This window comes from Thermoactinospora rubra, from assembly GCF_002093975.1.
GTDB classification, from domain to species: Bacteria; Actinomycetota; Actinomycetes; order Streptosporangiales; family Streptosporangiaceae; genus Nonomuraea; species Nonomuraea rubra_A.
On the sequence record NZ_KZ084332.1, the window covers coordinates 170,224 to 189,509 of the forward strand.

Below are 19,286 nucleotides of genomic sequence, written 5' to 3' on the forward strand. Positions count from 1 at the left end.
TCCGCCTCGGACGGATCGGGCGGACGCGCGCCGGCGGTACTTCCCGGCGGGTCACGACACTTCCCGGCGGGTCACGACGACGAGGCGCCGGGTCGCGTCAGCCCTCGTCCTTGCAGTTCGGCGCGCACAGGCGGCGCTCCATGCCCTTGAGGAACACCTCCCGCACATCCAGCGGGTTCTCCACGATGAACGCCTCGCCGCCGGTCGCCTGGGCGAGCGCGTCCATCTTGGACTTGCCCTTGGGCGCGTCCGGGCCGAACGCGATGAGCAGGATGTTGACCGGGCGCTTCGGGTCGTAGGTCTTCTTCAGGTAGTCGAGGATCTCCCTGTCGCCGACGCCGCCGTCCGGGTCGTCGTTGCCGGCGCCGTCCGTGAAGATCAGCAAAACGTTGATCTTGTCCTCGGCGTAGTTCTCCACCATCTGGCCGTAGGCGGCCTTGATCGTGTCGTTCAGCCCGGTGTCGCCCGTGGGCTTGGCCTGGACGGTGGTCAGCATCTGCGCCAGGCGGTCCTTGCGCAGCACGCCGTTGATCGGCTCGCCGAGCGGTCCGACCGGGACGACCTCCCGGTAGTCCTTGCCCTGGCCGTCGAGGTGCGTGGAGAACAGCCAGGCGCCGATCTCCGCCTTGGCGTCGTAGATGCCGAGCCCGCCCAGCGCCGTCTTGGCGATGACCTGCATGCGCGTCTGCGGCGGGTTGGTGCCCGGCACCGGCAGTGCCATCGTGCCGGAGATGTCCAGCAACGCCAGCAGCCGCGTGCCGAGGTTGAGCCGGCTCCACGACTGGCTCATGCTCGCCACCGTCTGCGCGTCGGGCGCGGGCAGCGCCTGCGGGGCCTTGGGGGAGAAGCCCTTGTTCTCCGACAGCGCCGGGCCGCCCTTCCCGTCGGGCGTGCGGAAGCCGTAGTCGCGCAGGATCTTCTTGGCCGGCTCCGTGGCCAGCTCCTTGGCGAAGTCCTCGGCCGCCTTGCGCGTGACCGCGTCGGGCGTGGTCACCACGTACGGGTAGTCGAGGCTCAACGTGCCCTCGGCCGGGTAGAGCGGCACGACCGGCAGGTCGGGCTTCTTGGCGTTGTGGGCCCAGATGCTCTGCTCGGAGGCCACGCCGATCGGCACCCGCTGCCCCGACTTCACCGTCAGGCTCGCCAGCAGCGCGCTGGGTTCGGCCACGACCTCGCGGGACAGCTTCTTCAGCGCGCCGATGAGCGCCCTGTTGTCGGTGCCCGCCGCCTGGGCCGCACCTGCGGCGGCCAGCAGCGCGTTGAGGCCGGCGGAGTTCTTCTGCGGGTCCAGCGCCAGCACGCGGATCTTCTTGGCCAGGCCGTCGGGGTTCGCGACGTTGGCCGCGCTGATCATGCCCTCCCAGCTGGGCTGCAGCGTGCCCTCGAGCTTCTTGGCCGAGGCGGCGGAGGCGGCCAGGACGATGGGCGAGCTGGCGACGCTCGCGGTGGCCTCCGGCAGCGACACCGCGACCCCCTCGGCGCTCGCCTTCAGCCTGGCGACGAGCAGGCTGGAGTCGGCCACCCACACCTCGGCGGGCGCCTTGCCCGCGGCCAGCGCGGCGGCTGTCTTGGCCGACGACTCCTTGGTCACCGCCACCTCAACGCACCGGCCGTCGACGTCGTGGGACGTCTTGTTGTAGGTGTTGGCGACCTTGGTGACCGCCGGCTCGATGTCCGGCGAGGCGACGACACGCAGGGTGATCTTGTCACCCGAGCAGGCGTTCTCCCTGGTGAAGATCACGAAGGCGGCCACGCCGAGGAGGACGGCGAGCGCCACCGCCCCGGCCAGGGGCACCAGCACCCTGCCGCGCCCGCCCCGGCTCCGGCGTCTGCTCGGGCCTGCCTGCTGGGCCCGGTATCCAGGGTCGTAGTCGTCTGTGCGGTGTCGCCCCACGGTGGTTCCTCTTCGGTCCTGGTTGTGCTGCGTCGAGCCCCTCGGAGATCCTGGCGGGAGATGCTCCGCAATGCTTGAGGAACGATACTCGCTGCTCTTTGCGGTACAAAACCACTCTTTTGGTGCAACGATTACGCGGCGCCACGGTCAATGGCAGCATTCGTGACCGCGCCAGGCCCGCCAACCCTCCCGTACGGCTACCGCGGCCAGCGCCAGAGCGACGGCCGGATCGACCCACCACCACCCCTGCGTCCCGGCCCACAGACCGGTCAGGACGCCCGCGGCGTCGGCGGCGCAGATGAGATTCTGCGTGCCCTCCCCGCGGGCGGCCGGCGATCCGAGCCTGCGGCCGAGCCTGCGCTTGGCCATGCCGAGGGCCGGCATGCTGACCAGGCTGACGGCCGTCACGACGACGCCGAGCACGGTCGGGGTCACGCGGTGCCCCACGTCCACGTCGTGCCACACGTGAAGGATCAGATACGGCGCGAGCAGCCAGAAGCTGACGGCGACGGCGCGGCGGGCGTGGTGCTCGGCGCGCGGCGAGAGGGTCCGGGCGCCGGTGAAGCGCCACACGACGATGAGGCTGGCAAGGGCCTCGACGAAGGCCGAGAGCCCCCACCCGATGAGCGCGACGGAATGCGACTGCAGCCCGGCGGCGAAGCCGAGCACGCTTTCGACGGCGAGCCAGGCGAGGGTGAGCTGCGCCAGCGTGCGGGCCCGGCGGGCGTCGCGCAACCATGCCGGCGGATGAGTCTGCTGGGTCTGTACGGCATGCACGATATGCACATTAGCGATTACGCAGCGTTTCCAGCCCGGGTTGGCCGGCGGCTGTGGATAACTTCCTGACGTGTCGCATCATGAGGGCCGGCTGGGCGAACCCGGGCAGAACATGGGCCGTCAGGGTAGGGGCGAGTTGGGTAGATTGCGGCCATGCCGTTCACTCCGGCCCATGTGGCGGCCGTGCTGCCGCTGGTGTCCTCGGGCCGGGCGCGTCGCTGGCTCGACCCGTGGGCGCTGGTGATCGGCGCGATGATTCCCGACATGCCGATCTTCCTGCCCTTCCTGCCGGACTACGACGACTGGCACAGCGTCCACGGCGTGGTGACGATCGACGTGGTCGCCGTGATCGTGGTCCTCGGGCTGGTCCAGCAGGTGTTGTGGGAGCCGTTGATCTCACTGCTGCCTCCGGCGCTCGCCGGGCGGGCCGCCACGCTGCGCCGGGACTTCCGCCCGCTTCCCGTCGTCGCGGGGGCCGCCGCCGGCGCCGCGACCCACGTCCTGTGGGACTCCTTCACCCACTCCTACGCCATCGAGATCTGGGGCTGGAGCTGGCTCGACGATCGCGTGCTCGGTGTGATCAGCGTCTTCCGCCTGCTGCAGTACATCTCGTCGGTCGCCGGCCTGGCCATCGTCGGGTGGTGGGTGTGGCGGGGATTGTCGCGGATGGCGGGCGCCGCCGTACCCGCGCACCTGTCCACCACCGCCCGCCTCAGACGGGTGATGCTGGCGGCGTGCGGCGCCGGCATGGTCGCGGGCGCGCTCCTGTGGCCGCTGGTGGACGAGCCGAACCCGCTCTTCGGCCTCCCCGCCGTGATCACCAAGGTCGGCGCCGGCACGCTCGTGGGCCCGGCCGTCGTGCTCCTGGCCTACGCGGCCGGATGGCACTGGCAGTATTCAAGGCGTGGGTCAAGCGCGCGCTGAGTACGTCATCGAGTACGTCACCGACTTCGACGATCCCCGCCTGGCGGACTACACCAGCCTGCGGGACGTCGAGCTGCGCAAGAGCCTGGAGGCCGAACGGGGGCTGTTCCTGGCCGAGGGCGAGAAGGTGATCAGGCGGGCGATCGCCTCCGGTCACCCGATCCGCTCGGTGCTCACCACGGAGCGGTGGCTCAAGCCGCTGGCCGACGTGCTCGGGGGAGCGACGGTCTACCTGGTGAGCGACGAGCTGATGTCGCGCATCGCCGGGTTCCAGGTGCACCGGGGCGCGCTGGCCTCGATGGAACGGCTGCCGCTGCCCTCGGTGTCCGAGGTGATCGGGAAGGCGACGCGGGTCGTGGTCCTCGAGGACATCGTGGACCATACGAACGTCGGCGCGATCTTCAGGTGTGCGGCGGCGCTGGGGGTGGATGGGATCGTGCTGTCGCCGCGGTGCGCTGATCCGCTGTATCGGCGGGCGGTGAAGGTGTCGATGGGGGCGGTGTTCGCGATCCCGTACGCGCGGATGGCCGACTGGTATGCGGGGTTGGGGGAGGTCCGGGAGGCGGGGTACCGGCTGCTGGCGTTGACGCCGGATCAGGGTGCGACGCCTGTCGACAGGGTGAAGCTGGGGGAGCGGGTGGCTCTTTTGCTGGGGTCGGAGGGGGACGGGCTGTCCTCGCGGTGGCTGCACGAGGCCGATGAGGCGGTGTGCATCCCGATGAGCCCGGCCGCCATGGAGGCGGGAGTCGACTCGCTCAACGTCGTCGCCGCGGCCGCGATCGCATGCCACGGGCTGATGCGGTCGTCGGATTGGAGCTCGTGAAACGTATGGAGCTCGGAGGCCAATTCGTGCGATGACTCGCACATCGTTTTCTGCCACCCTCAGCTCTGTGGAGTCAGGTTGTCAGCTGCGAGAGCCAAGGCTCGCCACTGGAGCGTGATCATCGCTGTGGTCGTGGTCGCGCTGGCCGCTGTGGGCACCTACGTAATCACCCATCCAACGCCTTCCGAGAGCTTTTGGCGGGACAGACACACCATCCACGACATTTGGCGAGTTCTGGTGAACGGCTTCGCCTCAGCAAACCCTGACTACGCGATCGACTTTCTGGAATCGCGCCAGGAGGACGCCGAACTTTCGGATCAGGGGGGCAGGCTGCGGCTGGTTCTGTCACCCCGGCCAGGCCAGCTGGGCAGTGATCTCCGCTTCGAGACGACGAGCGAGCTGCTCCCGGGTGGCTCCATCAGACTGCCTACACTGTGGAGTTCGCGCATCACCGTCGCCTACAGGAGGCTCGCGTTCAAGACAGAGCCTGTCGAGGACATGCTGGCGGGTGTGCGTGGCCCCTTCTGGGTGACCGCCGTCGCTTGGTTCGAGCGCCCACTGACCCCCGGAGAAGTGGAGGCAGCTTGGCACGGTGATGTCGAGAAAGTGTTCTTTCCGCCCTCGAAGCGAGGAGCTGAGGCACCGCCGATCACGTGGTCGAGGACGACGTGGTGGAAATCACCCCCATGTGGGGGTCCACAGGTTGAATGCGTAGTGTCGGGTACACGATCGCCCTGGTTCGAGAGCCAGGGCGATCGACGGCTGTCTGGCCGGGACCGGCCTGACCCTCAAGCCATTGTAACTTCACACGTTAAACTCAGTAAATGAAGGCGGGGCTCAGGAAACTGTCCGGGACCATCGTCTTCGTACCTCCGGCAACCATCATGTTTGCAGTAGGATTCGTCAGGTGTTATTTTCGCGTCCAGGCGCTCAAAGGGCATCCATTGCTGCGCTTGCAGCCATCGTCGCCGCGACAACTACTCTGCTGTTGCTTATCCGGCAACCTTCTGCCGGTCTCCCGGGAGAGCGGCAGAGGCCGAAGAACTGGGCCATCGAATGTGACAAGTTTCGTCGGGTCCTGTTGAACGGGCTCGCCGTTCAAAATCCGGATTATCGAGTGGACTTCCCGGCACCTGACAGAGAGTGCCCTTCCGGTGTCGGCGGGGCTGTTCTGAGAGTCGGCGCACGTACCGCGCGAGGCGACGGATCTCCATCGGTGGTCACATGGGTCGACTATCGGCGTCCCATGAGCGAGCAACTGCCATCGAGTCTTCCGAGTTGGAGAATGACCGAGACCCTCCGGTTCGCTGGCGCCCTGAGCCTGCCAGAGGCAATGACCGCGAGGCTGGCGTCACTACCGGCGGAGAACCCATATCTTGCAGTCGTCTACCTCAGGAAGCCCATGACAGAAGACGAACTGCGAAAGCTCTGGACGGGATGGGTGGACACGGTTCTCTTATCTCCAAGTGCTTCCGGCAGAAAACCGCTCTCATGGGATCACACAACAATTTGCCAGGCACGCGGGTTTGACGCCTGTGCGGGCGGTGCGGAGCGCAAGCTTGTAACTCAATTCCAACGATGGGTGGCAAGCCTCTCCACCGATGATCAGGTAGATCTTGCCAAGATCGGATTGCAGGCAGACGTCCTCCAGCGGGCATCGGCCGAAGGCCGCATTTACGGATTTGTAACTTGGCAGACCGCCGCTGTGCTCCGCCTGCTTTCCTCGAAGAGTGAACTTGTATCGGGCATCGCTGTAGTAGGCGAGGTGCGCTAATGTAACGCCTTCGGGGAGGGCATGCTTTCTTGAATGAAGAGATCAAACCGGCATCATGACAATCTAGCCAGGAGGCTAGGGATGAGGAAGCTCGGCATCGCCGCTATAGCCATACTACTGTCGGCTGCCGCCGTACTGTTCTTAACTAGGCCAGACCAATCGAGCAGATTATCATTCTCGTGCGAGAGATTCAGGCTCGTTCAGATGACCGCCCTGTCGGTTGCCTATCCCGACTATAGTGTCAGCTGGTCAGCCTATGACTCCAATCATGCATGCTTCAACGAGAAGTATGGTGTGGAATTCCTTCCTTGGATTGGCGTTTCGCCGAGGCTGGTCAGCGTCAATTCGCTGCGCCCCATGTTTACGGTGGATCTCGCCGCTCAAGCTTCTATCATTTCCAATCTCGGGCCGTGGAGGATGACTGATGCAATTCAATCTCTCGGGAACGCGCAGGACTGGCCACAGAAAGCTCAGCAAATAAAAGTCATCGGCAAGCTCAACGCCAATGCGACGATAAAGGTTGTAGTCAGGCTGGTAAAGCCACTCGCTGAGGCTGAGGTGAGAACGTTTGCCTCAAATCCGGAGGTATTCTTATTTGCCCCTCGAGGCAGTGATGAAAACCCGATTAGCTGGGATTGGGGAACCGCCGGTCTTTCCTGTGCGAGCCGCCGCGGCTTTGACTTCTGTCATAAAGTGCAGTCCGCTACGGCTAGCTTCCAAAAATGGGTATCACAGCTGCGCGCCAGTGACAGCGCTGCGCTTGGGACCCTCGGTCTGAGTCTCTCGGAGCTGCAAGAGCAGGCAGAGAACGTCCGTATCCATGGAATCGTCGTGCAGAACACCCCGGAGGCGATAGTGAGAATTCTCAAAGAGCCGGCTGTTGCATCAGCGATAGTCGCCGACGCTGAAGTCTCCTAACCGGAAACTAAATTGCTGGACGGCACTTGGTTTACGAGCAGGCTCGACTCTGGCCATTCTTGCGATCTTGAAGCGTGAGCGGCGGGATGGTGTGCCCCGGCTTGAGTGGAGGCGGATTTCTGGATTCTTGTGCCACTTGATGAGAGGAAGTGGCATGGGACGACGGGGCTACCCGCCGGAGTTCCGGCGCAGGGTACTGGATCTGCTGGAGGCGGGCGGCACGGCCACCGAGCTGGCCCGCAACCTGGACATCAGCACCCAGACGATCTACACCTGGCGGCGTCAAGACCGCATCGACCGCGGCCTGGAGCCAGGCCTGACCAGCGGTGAGAAGGCCGAGCCGGCGGCCGCCAAACGGCGCATCGCCGAGTCAGAGACCGAACTGCAGGCCACCTGCCGGGCGATCGAGCTGATCCGCGAGGCGGCACCCCAAAAGACGGTTCGAAGCCATCGCCGTGATGGCCGGCGAAGGCATCCCGGTCGAGGTGGCCTGCCGGGTCTTGGCTGTGTCGGTGTCCGGCTGTGGGTGTCCGGCTACTACGCCTGGCGGGGCCGGCCGCCCTCGCCGCGGAGCATCCAGCACGCCTGGCCGACCAACCTGATCCGGCAGATCCATCAGCACTCCCGCGGCACCTACGGAGCCCGGCGGGTACACGCCGAACTGCTCCTGGGCCACCAGGTGCCGGTCAGCCACGGCGCGGTGGAGCTGCTCATGCGCCGGGCCGGGCCGGAAGGCCTCAGCGGCCGGCCCACGTGGCGGCGCACCCAGCCGGCCAGATTGCCACCGACATTGCCACCGACCTGGTCGAGCGGGCCTTCACCCGGACCGGGCCAGACCAGCTGTGGGTCACCGACATCACCGAACACCCGACGCGCGAGGGCAAGGTGTACTGCTGCGTGGTACTGGACGCCTACTCCCGCCGGGTGGCCGGCTGGTCGATCGACTCCACCCAGACCGCCACCCTGGTGACCAGCGCCCCAGGCGTGGCCATCGACAACCGCACGCCACTCGCAGGAACGATCATCCACTCCGGCCAGGGGGTGCAATTCGGCTCCCGGGGCTTCACCCGGCGGGCCAAGGACTGCGGCCTGCTGCCGTCGATAGGCAGCGTCGGGGACTGCTCCGGCAACGCCATGATGGAGTCGTTCTGGTCCCGGACGCAGGTCGAACTCCTGGACCGTCAGCGCTGGAACACCCGCATCGAGCTCGCCAACGCGATCTTCGAATACCTGGAGATCTGGCACCGTCGGCAACGACGGCACAGCAGCCTGGGCATGCTCACCCCGATACAGTTCGAGAACACGTCCACCGTGGCATGACAATCCAGGAACGCGACTCCACCAAACTCGGGGCACACCTTAGCCTCCACGAAAACCGGATCGGTTCAAGCAGCATGCTCGGTAGGGATCATTCGTGCTGGCCAAGCTCTGCTGCCCCGTCGAGCAACCGCGATCGTTCAGGCTGGCCTCGTCCTTCAAGTCGCCGAGGACATTCGCTACTCAGGGCGAGAATCCCCAGCGCCTACGTGCGGAGGCGCCTTCTCTCTGGGTCAAGACGGTCGAACTCCTGTGCAGATTCCTATACAGTAGCTGTATGGCCATGCTGCACGACGCCACCGAACTGAGCGTCACGGAGGCCGCCCAGCGCGGCGTTGCGCGTTTGGTTGCCGACGCCGAGCAGGGGGCCGACCTGGTGGTGACCCGCCGGCATCGGCCGGTGGCGGCGGTTGTCGGCATCCGGCGGCTGAAGGAGCTGGAGGAGACGGCGGCCGACCTGCGGGACCTGGCGCTGGTGCTCGCACGCGCCATCACCGACACGGGGGAGCGGATCCCGCTCGACGACGTGCTCGGCGCCTTCGGGCACACCCGGGAGTCGCTGGCCGCGATGCCGGACGATGAGAACGATGGGGACGATGAGTAGGCATGGCCGACGTCGTCTTCACGGCCGCCGCCGTTGACGATCTCCGGCGGATCGGTCCCGACGCGGTGCCCAAGGTGCTCAAGAAGATTCTTCTTCTGCTCGAGAATCCCGAGGCCGGCTATCCCTTGGGCGGGGAGCTGACCTGCTTCCGCAAGCTTGTGGTCGGGCGTAGCACCTGGCGAGTCGTCTATCGGATCACCGAGGACAAGTCGGTCGAGATCTGCGAGATATGGGCCGTGGGCGAAAGAGCCGACGCGGAGGTGTACGCCGAGGCCGCGGCCAGGGTCCGTGCCGCCGGGAAGAGTCGTCCCGAGGTGGTGCGGCTCGGTCAGATCATTGAGCGCCTGGGCGCCCTGGCCGATCACCTCCGGGTCGATCGATCGCCCTCCAGGGAACCGGTTCCGGATTGGCTTGCGGACCGCTTGATCTACACCGTCGGGATGTCGCGGGAGGAGGTCGCCGCTCTGGATCTCCAGAAGGCGGTAGACCTGTGGGCCGACTTTCGGTCAAACCCGCGCTAGCCAAGACGTATTGGCTGAAGAGCGACCTGCTATGCCTTAACGGCCCGTCACGCGGCGACGCGCGGGAAGGCGTAGTCCAGCAGCCTGGCGGCCGTGGCGAAACGGCGCGAGTCCTGATCGCCCAGCAGCGCCCCGACGACCTGCACGCCGTCACGCTCGGCGGCGAACAGCAGGCAGTACCCGGCCGCGCGCGTGTAGCCGGTCTTGACGCCGATCACCCCGTCGCTCATCCCGAACAGCTTGTTGGTGTTCCTCCAGACGTGCGCGGAATGCCACGTCGTCTTCGCCACGCGGTACACCTGCCGCCCGACGATCGCGCGGAACTCCGGCTGCCGCAACGCCGCCTGGGCCAGCTTGACCTGGTCGGCGGCCGTGGAGTAGCCGCTGGAGGGCAGCCCGTCGGCGTTGGCGTAGCGGGTGTCGTGCAGGCCGAGGGCACTGGCCGCGGCGTTCATCTTGGCGACGAAGGCCGCCTTGCCGGGGCCGTACGTCCTGGCGAGCGCGTTGGCGGCGTCGGCCCCGGAGGGCAGCATGAGCCCGTACAGCAGGTCGCGCACGGTCAGCCGCTCGCCCGCACGCAGCGCCGCGGCCGTGGCGCCGTTGGCCGCCGCGTGCCGTACGTCGGCCCTGGTCACCCTGACGACGTCGTCCAGCTCGGCCTCGCGCAGCACCACGTACGCCGTCATGATCTTCACCAGGCTCGCCACCGCCGTCCTGCGGTCGGCCCGCTTGGCGACGTGCACCGTGCCCTCGGAGTCGGCGACGTAGGCGGCCCGGGCGGCGACCGGCGGCGCTCCGGCCTGCACACCTGCTCTCGCCTCCGCCCGCGCGGGCGAGGCCGCGGTGGGTACGGCGAAGCCGGCGAGCGTGCACACCAAGGCGCACAACAGAACGCGGATCAATGCCCCCATGCGCATGGCGCCAGGATGGCAGGAACTTGACCCGGCAATCCGGGAAACACGCGGGTGACGTGGGTAAATGATCGTCATCTGCGGCAAACGGGAAGATCGTCGTGCCGGGAAGGTGCCGGGAAGGTGTCAGGGAGGTTCATCCGCCCCAAGGACCGGCGCATCGTGACAAATCGAGAAATATCAGGGCACGAGCGCCTTCCGCCGCCTCCGCCAGCTCACCACCCCCACCACCACGGTGACCGCCACGACCGCGACGATCCCCGCGATCACGGGCGAGTGCGCCGCGAGCTGCAGCCACCCCCAGATCACCCCGTACAGCGCGAAGGACGTCACCGGCACCCACGTCAGGCACCCCAGCGCGCTCGCCACCACATACCAGGGGTACGACACGCGCAGCACGCCCGCGACCCACGGAAGCGTGTGCCGGAGCACGGGCACCCAGAAGCACGCATAGACCGCCAGCGCGCCCCACTTCTCCACGACCCGCTCCACCTTGCGGATCTGCTCCCGCGGCAGGCGCTTGCCCAGGCGCGACTCATACAGCTTCTCGCCCAGCTTGTAGCCGATCCAGTAGTACGCCTGGAACGCTCCGAAGAGGGCGATCGCGCCCAGCAGGACCCACAGCCAGAACGGCAGGCCGAACCAGTACGCCCGGGTGGGGTCGGGGATGACGCTCAAGATCCGGTCGGGGATGACGCTCAAGATCCGGTCGGGAATGACGCTCAAGATCCGGCCAGGGATGGCTACAAAGGCTGTCATGGCAGTGCATCACCACCCCTAGCTATACATTAGGTCAGGCTTACCTTATTTGATGACCCGAACCGGTGCCACACCCGCCTCCCCGGTCGTCGATCAGGCCGATCTCCGCAAAGGACGCGATCGCCCCGCGCAGGGTCCACGCTATGACAGCACGGCGATGCGCGCTTACCGAAGCCGCCGGTGCCTCCTTGGCTCAAGGCCGCCCGCCAGCAGCCGGGATGGACGCCGGCGCGAGGCGCCAGCGTGCGGCCGCCGCACCGGATGATCACCTCAGCCATCACGCTTGCAACGCAGGTCAATAGGATTGTCCGGTGAAGAGGCTGAGCCGGGAGCGCATCCTCGACGTCGCCGCGGACCTCATCGAGCGGGAGGGCGTCGCGGCCGTGTCCATGCGCCGCGTGGGCGCCGAGCTGGGCGTGGCGGCCATGTCCCTGTACAACCACGTGCCGAGCAAAGACGCGCTGCTCGACGGCGTGGCCGAGCGGGTGATGTCGGCGCTGGACTTCGCCGACGAGCCCGGCGCCTCCTGGCAGGACCGCGGCCGGACCCTGGTCCGCGCCTTCCGCGGCGTGGCACGCGCCCACCCGCGCTGCGTCCAGCTCGCGCTCACCCGGCAGGCCGCCTCGCCGAGCGCGCTGCGCCCCGTCGAGCACGCCCTGGCCATCGCCGAGGACGCCGGGTTCGACGGCCCGACCGCCGTGCGGATCATGCGCGCGCTCATCTCCTACGCCGTCGGCACCATCGCCCGCGAGACCATGTTCCAGCAAATGATCAAGCATCTGCCTGCGGAGCTGCCCGGCCAGGAGTTCAGGCGGGTGCGCGCCCTGGCCGGGGAGCTGGTCGCCGACGACCACGACGCCGACTTCGAGTTCGGCCTGGACCTGCTGATCTCCTCGATCACCCGGCTGCAAGCGGCGGACAAGTAGCGCTCAACCGCCTTCCCCTACACCTGAAGGTGAAAGGGAAGGTGTTGATCATGGTGTCGAGAAGCGCGGCCGTCCTGGCCACCGGCGCGGGCCACGCCGTCAGGCTCGTCGTGGCGACCCTGGCCTTCGCGGGCGCGTACGCCGGTCTGTCCGCGTACGGCAGCGCCGACTCGGCCCCCGCCAACGCCCTCACGCTGACCACCCAGGCGACCACCACCCAGGCAACCGCGCAGGCAACCGCGCAGGCCACCGGCCAGGTCACCGTGACAGCGGAACCGCCCGCGACCCCCGGCACGATCACGGTCACCTCGGCCGCGGCCGGCCCGTGCCGCCGGACGCTGACCGCGCGCACGGTCCTTCTCAACCCCGACCCCGACGGGACCGCCCTGTACGGCTGGCGCCTGTCCCGCTGGAGCCCGACCGCCCGCGAGTGGCGCACGCACGTGGCCGACTACGCCGGGTTCGGCGGTGCGAGCGAGACCCTCGAATGGCGCGCCGTCGTGGCCGACAACCCCGGCTGGTACCGCATCGAGCTGGCCGTGCGCGGCGGCAAGACGCTCAGGAGCGACCGTTTCCAGGTGAGCTGCTGAGCGCCCGCCTGGCCGCCTCCACCCAGCGCTCCACCCCGACCCGCTCGGCCACCTCCAGCGCCTTGACGTAGTGCCGCCGGGCCTCCTCGGGCTGGCCCAGCCGTACGGCGAGGTCTCCCAGCGTCAGCGCGACCGGCCACAGGGCCACCACGCCCGTGCCGGCGCCCGCGATGCGGTCGGAGAACGGCCCCAGCTTGTCGTAGCAGTCGACCATGCGCTCGCGGTCCTCCAGCAGCATGCCCGCCAGCGCCCGCCAGGTCATGGCCAGCTCGTAGAGGAAGTCGGGCCGCACGGGCGGGCGCACGCTGGCCACCGCCTTGGCGTCGGCCAGGTGCCCGGCGCTGGCCAGGGCCACCGCGTAGGCGTCGAGGGTCCACTTGGCGCCCCGCTGGTGGGCCTCGGCCAGCAGGTCGACGGTCTCGGCCGCCTTGCCCTGCACCAGGTGCAGGCAGAACGTGGTGATCAGCGGCAGGTCCTGGCGGCCCTCCAGCATGCCGGCCCGGGCCGTCATCCTGGCTGCCTCCCGGTAGGCGCTCTCCGCTCCCGCGTAGTCGCCCGCGATCATGAGCTTCATGCCGGAGTACCAGGCCACCACGGCCGCCGGAGCCGACATGTCGTACTGCCGGGCCAGCCGTTCGGCGTGCTTGGCGTGCTCGTCGGACTCGGCGAAGTCGCCGCGGGCGGCCGCGCACTCCAGCAGCACCAGGTGGGCCAGGGCCTGCACCTCCATCTGGCCCGAGCTGCGGGCCACCTCCAGCAGCTCGCGGCCGATGTTCTCCCGCATGTCGACCGCGGGGATGTCGTAGGACTGGCGCAGCCGCCCGCTGAGCGCCGCGGCCAGCAGCGCCGGGTCGCCGCTCTGCCGGGCCAGCTCCAGCGCCTCCAGCGACGCCTGCCGCCCCCGCTCCGGCGAGGAGGAGCCCTCCAGCTCCAGCGCCAGCGTGGTCAGCAGGCTGGCGCGCAGCGTCTGCTCCTCCTCGGGCAGCTCCATCAGCGCCCGCTCGGTGACGTCGACGATCTCCCACGCCGTGCGGGTGAAGTCGCGCGCCATGCCCTTGTGCGGCACCGCCAGCGAGGCGGCCACCCGCGCGGTGAGCACCTGGTCGCCCAGCGGCAGCGCCAGGTCCATGGCCTCGCGCCGCAGCCGCCGCGCCGCCGTCATGTCGCCGCAGATGGCCAGCGCCCTGATCTGGCCCAGCATGAGGTTCAGCCGCTCGCGCATGTCGCGCCCGGTGCGGTCGAAGGCGGCCAGCGCCTGCCCCCACAGCTGGGCCGCCTCCCGGTGCGCGAAGCGGCGCTCGGCCTGCTCGGCGGCCAGCTTGGCGTAGTGGACGGCCTTGTCGGCGGCGTCGGCGGCGAAGTAGTGGTGCGCCAGCGCGGCCACGTCCCCGGGGTGGCGCTGCTCGATCGCGTTGGCCACGGCCAGGTGCAGCCGGGTGCGGCGCAGCCGCGAGGCGTCGTTGTAGATCGTGTCGCGCACCAGGTCGTGGTCGAAGCGCAGCTGGCCCGGCCCCGGCTCGGCGACCAGGCCGGCCAGGATCGCCGCCTCGACCGCGTCGACCACGGCGTCCTCGTCCTTGCCGGCGTCCTTGGCGACGTCGACCAGGATGTCCACGTCCACGTCGCGGCCGATGACCGCGGCCTGCAGGAGGATCTGCTGCGCCTCCTGCGGCAGCCGGGAGATGCGCCGCCGCAGCACGTCGCGCACCCCGGACGGCACCTGCGACAGCACCTCCGACGGGTCGGCGCGCTCGGCGTCGACCAGGCGGACGGTCTCCCTGACGAAGAACGGGTTGCCGCCCGTGCGCTCGACGATCGACTCGACGGCCTGCTCGTCGAGCTCCCGCACGCACGTGGCCCTGACCAGCTCGGCCGCGGCCTTGGGGTCCAGGCCCGACAACGCCACCCGGACCGGGCTCAGCCGGGCCAGCGAGGCCAGCACGTCGGTCTGCCGGTCGTCGAGCTCGCTGTCGCGGCAGGTCACCACGAGCATGACACGGCTGGTGGCCAGGAGGCTGGGCAGCGCGCGCAGCAGCGCGAGCGTCTGGTCGTCGGCCCAGTGCAGGTCCTCCAGCGTGAGCAGCACCGGGGTCTTGCGCGCGACGCCCGCCAGGTAGCCGCCGACCGCCCGGTGCAGCCGGAAGCCGCCCGACACCTCGTCGTCCTCCGGGTCGGGCTCGGCGTCGTCGAGCATGGGCGCCAGCAGCGCGCCGTACTCGCCGGGGCCGGTCGCGTCGATGAGGCTGCGCAGGATCTGCACCCACGCCCAGCCCGGCGGGGTGGCGCTGGAGTCGGGGCACGCGCCGGAGGCGGCGCGCCAGCCGTCGGCGGTCAGCCGGCTCTCCAGCTGGCGCACCAGCGTGGTCTTGCCCGCGCCCGCGTCGCCCGTGACGATCGCCGCCTGGAACCTTCCAGTACGGCCGGCCGCCGCCAGCAGCCTGCCCAGCTCGGCGTCGCGGCCGACGAACGGCTCGGGCTCCAGCGGAGGCGGCTCGACCGGGACCGACGGGCGGGGCGGCCAGGTCTCGCTGACCGGCGGGGGCGCCTGCCGTACCGGCTTGTGGGTCAGCTCCAGCTCCGGCGACTGGGCCAGGATGTCGGACTCCATCTTCCGCAGCGCGGGCCCCGGGTCGATGCCCAGCTCGTCGGCCAGGATGGTGCGCGCGCGGCGCAGCGAGGCCAGCGCGTCGCCCTGCCGGCCGCAGCGGTACAGCGCCAGCGCCAGCAGCCGCCAGCCCTCCTCGCGCAGCGGATGCTCGGTGGTCATGGCCTCCAGGTCGGGCACGGTCTCGGCGTGCAGGCCCAGCCGCAGCCCGGCGTCGGCCAGCCGCTCGCGGGCCACCAGCCGCAGCTCCGCCAGCCGGTTGACCTCCGCCTCCGCCCAGGGCTGGTCGGCGAAGTCGGAGTACGGCGTGCCGCGCCACAGCCCCAGCGCCTTCTCCAGCCGGAGGCGGGCGGACTGCGGGTCGTCGTGCTCCAGGTGCTCGCCGGCCGCGCGCACGAGCTGCTCGAACATCAGCGCGTCGACCTGCTCGGGCGCGACCCGCAGCGCGTAGCCGGACGCGACGGTGACCAGCAGCCGGTTGGGGCCGCCGCGGGGCCGGCCGGGCTCCAGCACCCGGCGCAGCCGTGAGATGTAGACCTGGAGCCCCGACTGGGCGCCCTTGGCGGCGTCGTCGGACCACAGGTCGTACAGCAGCGTGTCGACCGGCACGACCTGCCCTCTGGCCACGAGCAGGCGTGCCAGGACGGCACGCTGACGCAGCCCGCCGAGGTCGATCTCGTCGCCGGTGTCGCTGTCATACGCCTCGACTGGGCCCAGAACCCGGAACGCCATCATGTCAGCCGCCACGCTATGCGGGCCCGTGAAGCACGCACAAGGTCTTTGTTTCGTTCTGGTCACTCACTGTTCGGCCCTCACCGGTTCTGCGGTCGCGGCCCGGCCGCCCCGCCTGCGAAACAGGGCCCACCCCCCCAGCGCCAGGCCACCGAAGGGGATCTCGATTGTGTAGGTCCAAAAGCCGAAGAGCAACGCGGCGGCGGTCGCGGAAGCGGCGGCCACCCCGAAGACTTGCGTCAACAGCAGCACCACCCCTCCTTCCATGATGCCCGCTCCGCTCGGCGTCACCAACGCGCTGGTGAGGACACGCGAGACCGCGAACACGGCGACCGACTGCGCCAGGCCGGGATAGGCGCCCGTCGCATGCAGACATTCGATCATGATGAGCCACTGCAAGGCCAGGAACGCCGCCATGCCGGCGGACAGGCCGGGCGAGCGGGTCCTGACGATGCCAGCGATGTCGGCGCGCAGCTTGTGGAGCGCCTCGGCGACGTGGAAGCGCCGGGGCGTCACCTTGTCCAGGCCGCGGCCGAGCAGCTGCGCGGCGCGGTCCCAGTAGATCGCCGCCGCGAGCACGGCGACCAGGCCGAGCAGGGACAGCGCTCCCGTCCAGGCCAGCCTGGCCACCTCGGGATCGGGGACCACCCCGGCGATCAGCAGCGCGATGATGCCGACGGCGGGCAGCAGGAAGCGGAACAGCATGTTCCACACGCCGCTGACCAGCGTCATGACCACGATCGGGCGGTTGGCGAAGCCCCAGCCCCGCGTCATGGCGAACGTCAGCGCCACGCCCGCCGCGCCGCCGAAGGGCAGCAGGTTGCTCACCGCGCTGCCGGCGGCGTTGAGGGTGAGGGCCTGCATGTGGGTCAGGCCGGGCAGGGAGTTGGTGAGCACGAAGGTGTAGGCCAGCAGGCTCCCCAGCCAGGTGACCGCCATCAGGCCGATCACGGCCGGGTTCAGCGCGGCGAACTCCCTGCCGATCTCCGTCCAGGACACGGGCTTGCCGGTGAGCGCCTGGACGATCTGGGGCAGGTAGACCACCAGCGTCGCCGCCAGCGCCAGGGACAGGACGGACAGCGCGATCTGCAGCCAGGAGTTCTTCATCGTCCCCCAGTCTGCCGGGTGATCCCCTCGCGCGGGTACGGCAGGGCGGGGCCGGCCTAGGACGGAGCCTAGGACGGAAAGGCGTCGAAGGGATGCCGCAGGCGCGTCCCCGGAGGCAGGTCGCGGCGCACGAACCACTCGGTCCCGAACACCAGCCGGTACAACGGCCCCGGAATCCTGAGCATCACGGCCAGCGTGCGCTCGCCGTCGCCACCGGCCGCCTGCGAGGCGTGCGCCGCCATCGACGCGCGCTTCTGCCTCGCGTAGCGCCGCACGTTCACCCGGTGCGTGATCTCCGCCCCCGGCGTGTAGGCGCTCTCGAAGACGCGCGGGTCGAAGTCCGGCGGGAACCGGTAGAACCGCCCGGCCAGCCGCAGCGCCCTGACCAGCGGATCCCGGTTGACGGTGGCCTCCAGCACGACCGGGGTCCCCGCGAGCTCGGCCGCCCGCCTGCCCACCCGGTGCACCTGCACGTGGTCAGGATGCCCGTACCCGCCCGCCGGATCGTAGATCGTGAGCAGGCCGGCCTCCTCCTCCCGCAGGATCGCCGCCAGCCTCCCCGCCGCCTCCTCGGTGTCGGCGTCGATGAAGGCGTTGCCCGGCCGCTCGGCCGCCACCCCGCCGGTCGGGCTGAGCCCCGAGTCGCCGTAGCCCAGGCACTCCACCCGCGCGCAGCCGAGCACCGCGGCCGACTCGTACAGCTCCTTGAGCCGCTGCTTGCCGAGCTGCTCGCCCGGCTCCAGATCCGCCAGGCCGCGCTCGCCGGCCGTCGCGACGACCAGGACCACGCGGTGTCCCTCCGCCGCCAGCATGGCCATGGTCCCGGCGGTCAGCAGGGCCTCGTCGTCGGGGTGGGCGTGGAAGAACACAGCGGTACGTGGAGGCACGAGCCCAGATTACTGACAGGCCACGGGCGGGGCCGCCGGGTTGGACGCTCAGTAGGGTGGATCGAGTGCGGATCCTTCACGTGAGCGACTGCTACCTGCCCCGGCTGGGCGGCATCGAGGTGCAGGTGGCCGATCTGGTCAGGATGCAGCGCGAGCGCGGGCACGAGGTGGAGGTCGCCACGGCGACCAGGGGGGAGGCCCTGGCCGGCGTGCACAGGATCGTCGCCCGCGTGCCGTTCGACCTGCCCGTCCACCCCCGCGGCGTGGGGCGGCTGACCCGGCTCATGGCGCTGCGGCGTCCCGACGTGGTCCACGTCCACACGGGGGCGGTCTCGCCGTTCGCCTGGATGGGGGTCCGCGCCGCCGTACGGGCCGGGTTGCCCGTCGTGGTGACCGTGCACAGCATGTGGGACCCGGTCACCGCGGGCGTCTACCGGCTGCTCAGGCTCGCGTACGGCTGGCACCGCTGGGGCCTGGTGGGCACCGCGGTCAGCACGGCCGCCGCCGCGCCGATCAGGGCGGTGGCGGGCCGCCGGGTGCCGGTCCACGTGGTCTCCAACGGGCTGGACCTGTCGGGCTGGCGGGCCACGACGGCGCCGGCCGCGCACGACGGCGAGGTGCACATCGTGGCGGTGGGCCGCCTGGCGCCGCGCAAGCAGCCGGTGCGGTTGCTGGAGCTGCTGCGCCGGGTGCGCGCCGGGGTGCCCGCGAGCGTCCCGCTGCGCGCCACGGTGATCGGCGACGGCCCGGCGCGCGGGTCGATGGAGCGCTACCTGGCCAGGCACGGCATGACCGGATGGGTCTCGCTGCCCGGGCGCTACACGCGCGAGCAGATCGCCAAGGTGCTGGCCTCGGCCGACGTGTTCGTCGCGCCCGCGCCGCGCGAGTCGTTCGGCATCGCCGCCCTGGAGGCCCGCGCGGCCGGGCTGCCGGTCGTGGCGCGGGCCCAGAGCGGCGTGGCCGACTTCGTCCGGCACGGCCGGGAGGGGCTGCTGGGGCGCTCCTTCGCCGAGCTGGTGGCGTGCGTGACGCGCCTGGCGGCCGACGGGGAGCTGCGTGCGTCGATCGCCGCGCACAACCGGGCGGCGGAGCCCACGGCCGGGTCCTGGCCGGTCGTGCTGGACAGCTTCGACCGCTGCTACGCCGAGGCGGTCGCCCGGCGCGGCTGAGCTCTCACCTAGACCACCGGAGGAAGCCCGGTCCTTCAGGGCCGGGAG

The 19,286-nt window shown here is 69.8% G+C and carries 17 protein-coding genes and 1 pseudogene; 11 read left to right on the forward strand and 7 right to left on the reverse strand.

All coding sequences use genetic code 11. The features are described from left to right. Positions 1–97 precede the first annotated feature (97 nt). Together BSB02_RS12790 and BSB02_RS12795 are read right to left on the reverse strand one after the other, a co-directional pair. On the reverse strand, positions 98–1,894 hold the full coding sequence (locus BSB02_RS12790) for a substrate-binding domain-containing protein (protein ID WP_240506392.1): 1,797 nt from the start codon (positions 1,892–1,894) through the stop codon (positions 98–100). 147 nt (positions 1,895–2,041) lie between these two features. Beyond that, the gene (locus tag BSB02_RS12795; protein WP_143590565.1) at positions 2,042–2,671 is read right to left on the reverse strand and encodes a cation efflux transmembrane domain-containing protein; all 630 of its coding nucleotides are present in this window, start codon (positions 2,669–2,671) and stop codon (positions 2,042–2,044) included. Positions 2,672–2,824: 153 nt separating this feature from the next. On the opposite strand from BSB02_RS12795, the gene BSB02_RS12800 reads away from it, so the two are divergent. The 8 genes and pseudogenes from BSB02_RS12800 (at position 2,825) to BSB02_RS12825 (ending at position 9,552) form a co-directional block, all read left to right on the forward strand. Continuing rightward, positions 2,825–3,595 carry a DUF4184 family protein gene (locus BSB02_RS12800; RefSeq protein ID WP_084958974.1) on the forward strand — a complete coding sequence of 257 codons (771 nt, stop codon included), beginning with the start codon at positions 2,825–2,827 and terminating at the stop codon, positions 3,593–3,595. Further along, the gene (locus BSB02_RS12805; protein ID WP_240506393.1) at positions 3,576–4,418 is read left to right on the forward strand and encodes a TrmH family RNA methyltransferase; all 843 of its coding nucleotides are present in this window, start codon (positions 3,576–3,578) and stop codon (positions 4,416–4,418) included. Before BSB02_RS12800 ends, BSB02_RS12805 begins: the two co-directional genes overlap by 20 nt. Before the next feature lie 1,246 nt (positions 4,419–5,664). Beyond that, entirely contained in the window at positions 5,665–6,192 is a 528-nt protein-coding gene (locus BSB02_RS39545; RefSeq protein ID WP_143590567.1) for a hypothetical protein, read from the forward strand. Positions 6,193–6,396: 204 nt separating this feature from the next. Beyond that, positions 6,397–7,110 carry a hypothetical protein gene (locus tag BSB02_RS39550; RefSeq protein ID WP_143590570.1) on the forward strand — a complete coding sequence of 238 codons (714 nt, stop codon included), beginning with the start codon at positions 6,397–6,399 and terminating at the stop codon, positions 7,108–7,110. A 154-nt stretch (positions 7,111–7,264) separates the two neighbouring features. After that, positions 7,265–7,825 (forward strand): annotated as a pseudogene (locus BSB02_RS43490) (transposase); the annotation flags it as partial. 38 nt (positions 7,826–7,863) lie between these two features. Beyond that, complete coding sequence (locus BSB02_RS42160) at positions 7,864–8,430, forward strand: IS3 family transposase (RefSeq protein ID WP_084958976.1); 567 nt, start codon at positions 7,864–7,866, stop codon at positions 8,428–8,430. Between the two features lie 274 nt (positions 8,431–8,704). After that, positions 8,705–9,031: a type II toxin-antitoxin system Phd/YefM family antitoxin gene (locus BSB02_RS12820; protein ID WP_084958977.1), complete on the forward strand. Its 327-nt coding sequence runs from the start codon at positions 8,705–8,707 to the stop codon at positions 9,029–9,031. 2 nt (positions 9,032–9,033) lie between these two features. Continuing rightward, positions 9,034–9,552 carry a type II toxin-antitoxin system RelE family toxin gene (locus BSB02_RS12825; protein WP_084958978.1) on the forward strand — a complete coding sequence of 173 codons (519 nt, stop codon included), beginning with the start codon at positions 9,034–9,036 and terminating at the stop codon, positions 9,550–9,552. A 47-nt stretch (positions 9,553–9,599) separates the two neighbouring features. Here the strand turns inward: BSB02_RS12825 and BSB02_RS12830 are convergent, their stop codons facing one another. Further along, positions 9,600–10,469, reverse strand: coding sequence for a D-alanyl-D-alanine carboxypeptidase family protein (locus tag BSB02_RS12830; protein WP_240506394.1), 870 nt, complete (start codon positions 10,467–10,469; stop codon positions 9,600–9,602). Positions 10,470–10,643: 174 nt separating this feature from the next. Beyond that, a complete protein-coding gene (locus BSB02_RS12835) occupies positions 10,644–11,222 on the reverse strand; it encodes a DedA family protein (protein ID WP_084958979.1) in 579 nt (192 codons plus the stop codon). Positions 11,223–11,533: 311 nt separating this feature from the next. Between BSB02_RS12835 and BSB02_RS12840 the strand changes: the two genes are divergently transcribed. After that, positions 11,534–12,148, forward strand: coding sequence for a TetR/AcrR family transcriptional regulator C-terminal domain-containing protein (locus tag BSB02_RS12840; RefSeq protein WP_240506395.1), 615 nt, complete (start codon positions 11,534–11,536; stop codon positions 12,146–12,148). Positions 12,149–12,198: 50 nt separating this feature from the next. Further along, positions 12,199–12,738 carry a hypothetical protein gene (locus BSB02_RS12845; protein ID WP_143590574.1) on the forward strand — a complete coding sequence of 180 codons (540 nt, stop codon included), beginning with the start codon at positions 12,199–12,201 and terminating at the stop codon, positions 12,736–12,738. Here BSB02_RS12845 and BSB02_RS12850 read toward each other — a convergent pair. The 3 genes from BSB02_RS12850 to BSB02_RS12860 form a co-directional block, all read right to left on the reverse strand. After that, positions 12,707–16,078 carry an ATP-binding protein gene (locus tag BSB02_RS12850; RefSeq protein ID WP_084958981.1) on the reverse strand — a complete coding sequence of 1,124 codons (3,372 nt, stop codon included), beginning with the start codon at positions 16,076–16,078 and terminating at the stop codon, positions 12,707–12,709. The two genes, BSB02_RS12845 and BSB02_RS12850, sit on opposite strands and share 32 nt — an antisense overlap. A gap of 63 nt (positions 16,079–16,141) precedes the next feature. Continuing rightward, positions 16,142–17,182, reverse strand: a complete 1,041-nt coding sequence (locus BSB02_RS12855; protein WP_084958982.1) for a lysylphosphatidylglycerol synthase domain-containing protein — start codon at positions 17,180–17,182, stop codon at positions 16,142–16,144. A 68-nt stretch (positions 17,183–17,250) separates the two neighbouring features. Then, positions 17,251–18,069 (reverse strand): PIG-L deacetylase family protein, encoded by an 819-nt coding sequence (locus tag BSB02_RS12860; RefSeq protein ID WP_240506396.1) that lies wholly within the window; start codon positions 18,067–18,069, stop codon positions 17,251–17,253. Positions 18,070–18,134: 65 nt separating this feature from the next. On the opposite strand from BSB02_RS12860, the gene BSB02_RS12865 reads away from it, so the two are divergent. Further along, complete coding sequence (locus BSB02_RS12865) at positions 18,135–19,238, forward strand: glycosyltransferase family 4 protein (RefSeq protein ID WP_084958984.1); 1,104 nt, start codon at positions 18,135–18,137, stop codon at positions 19,236–19,238. Positions 19,239–19,286 lie beyond the last annotated feature (48 nt).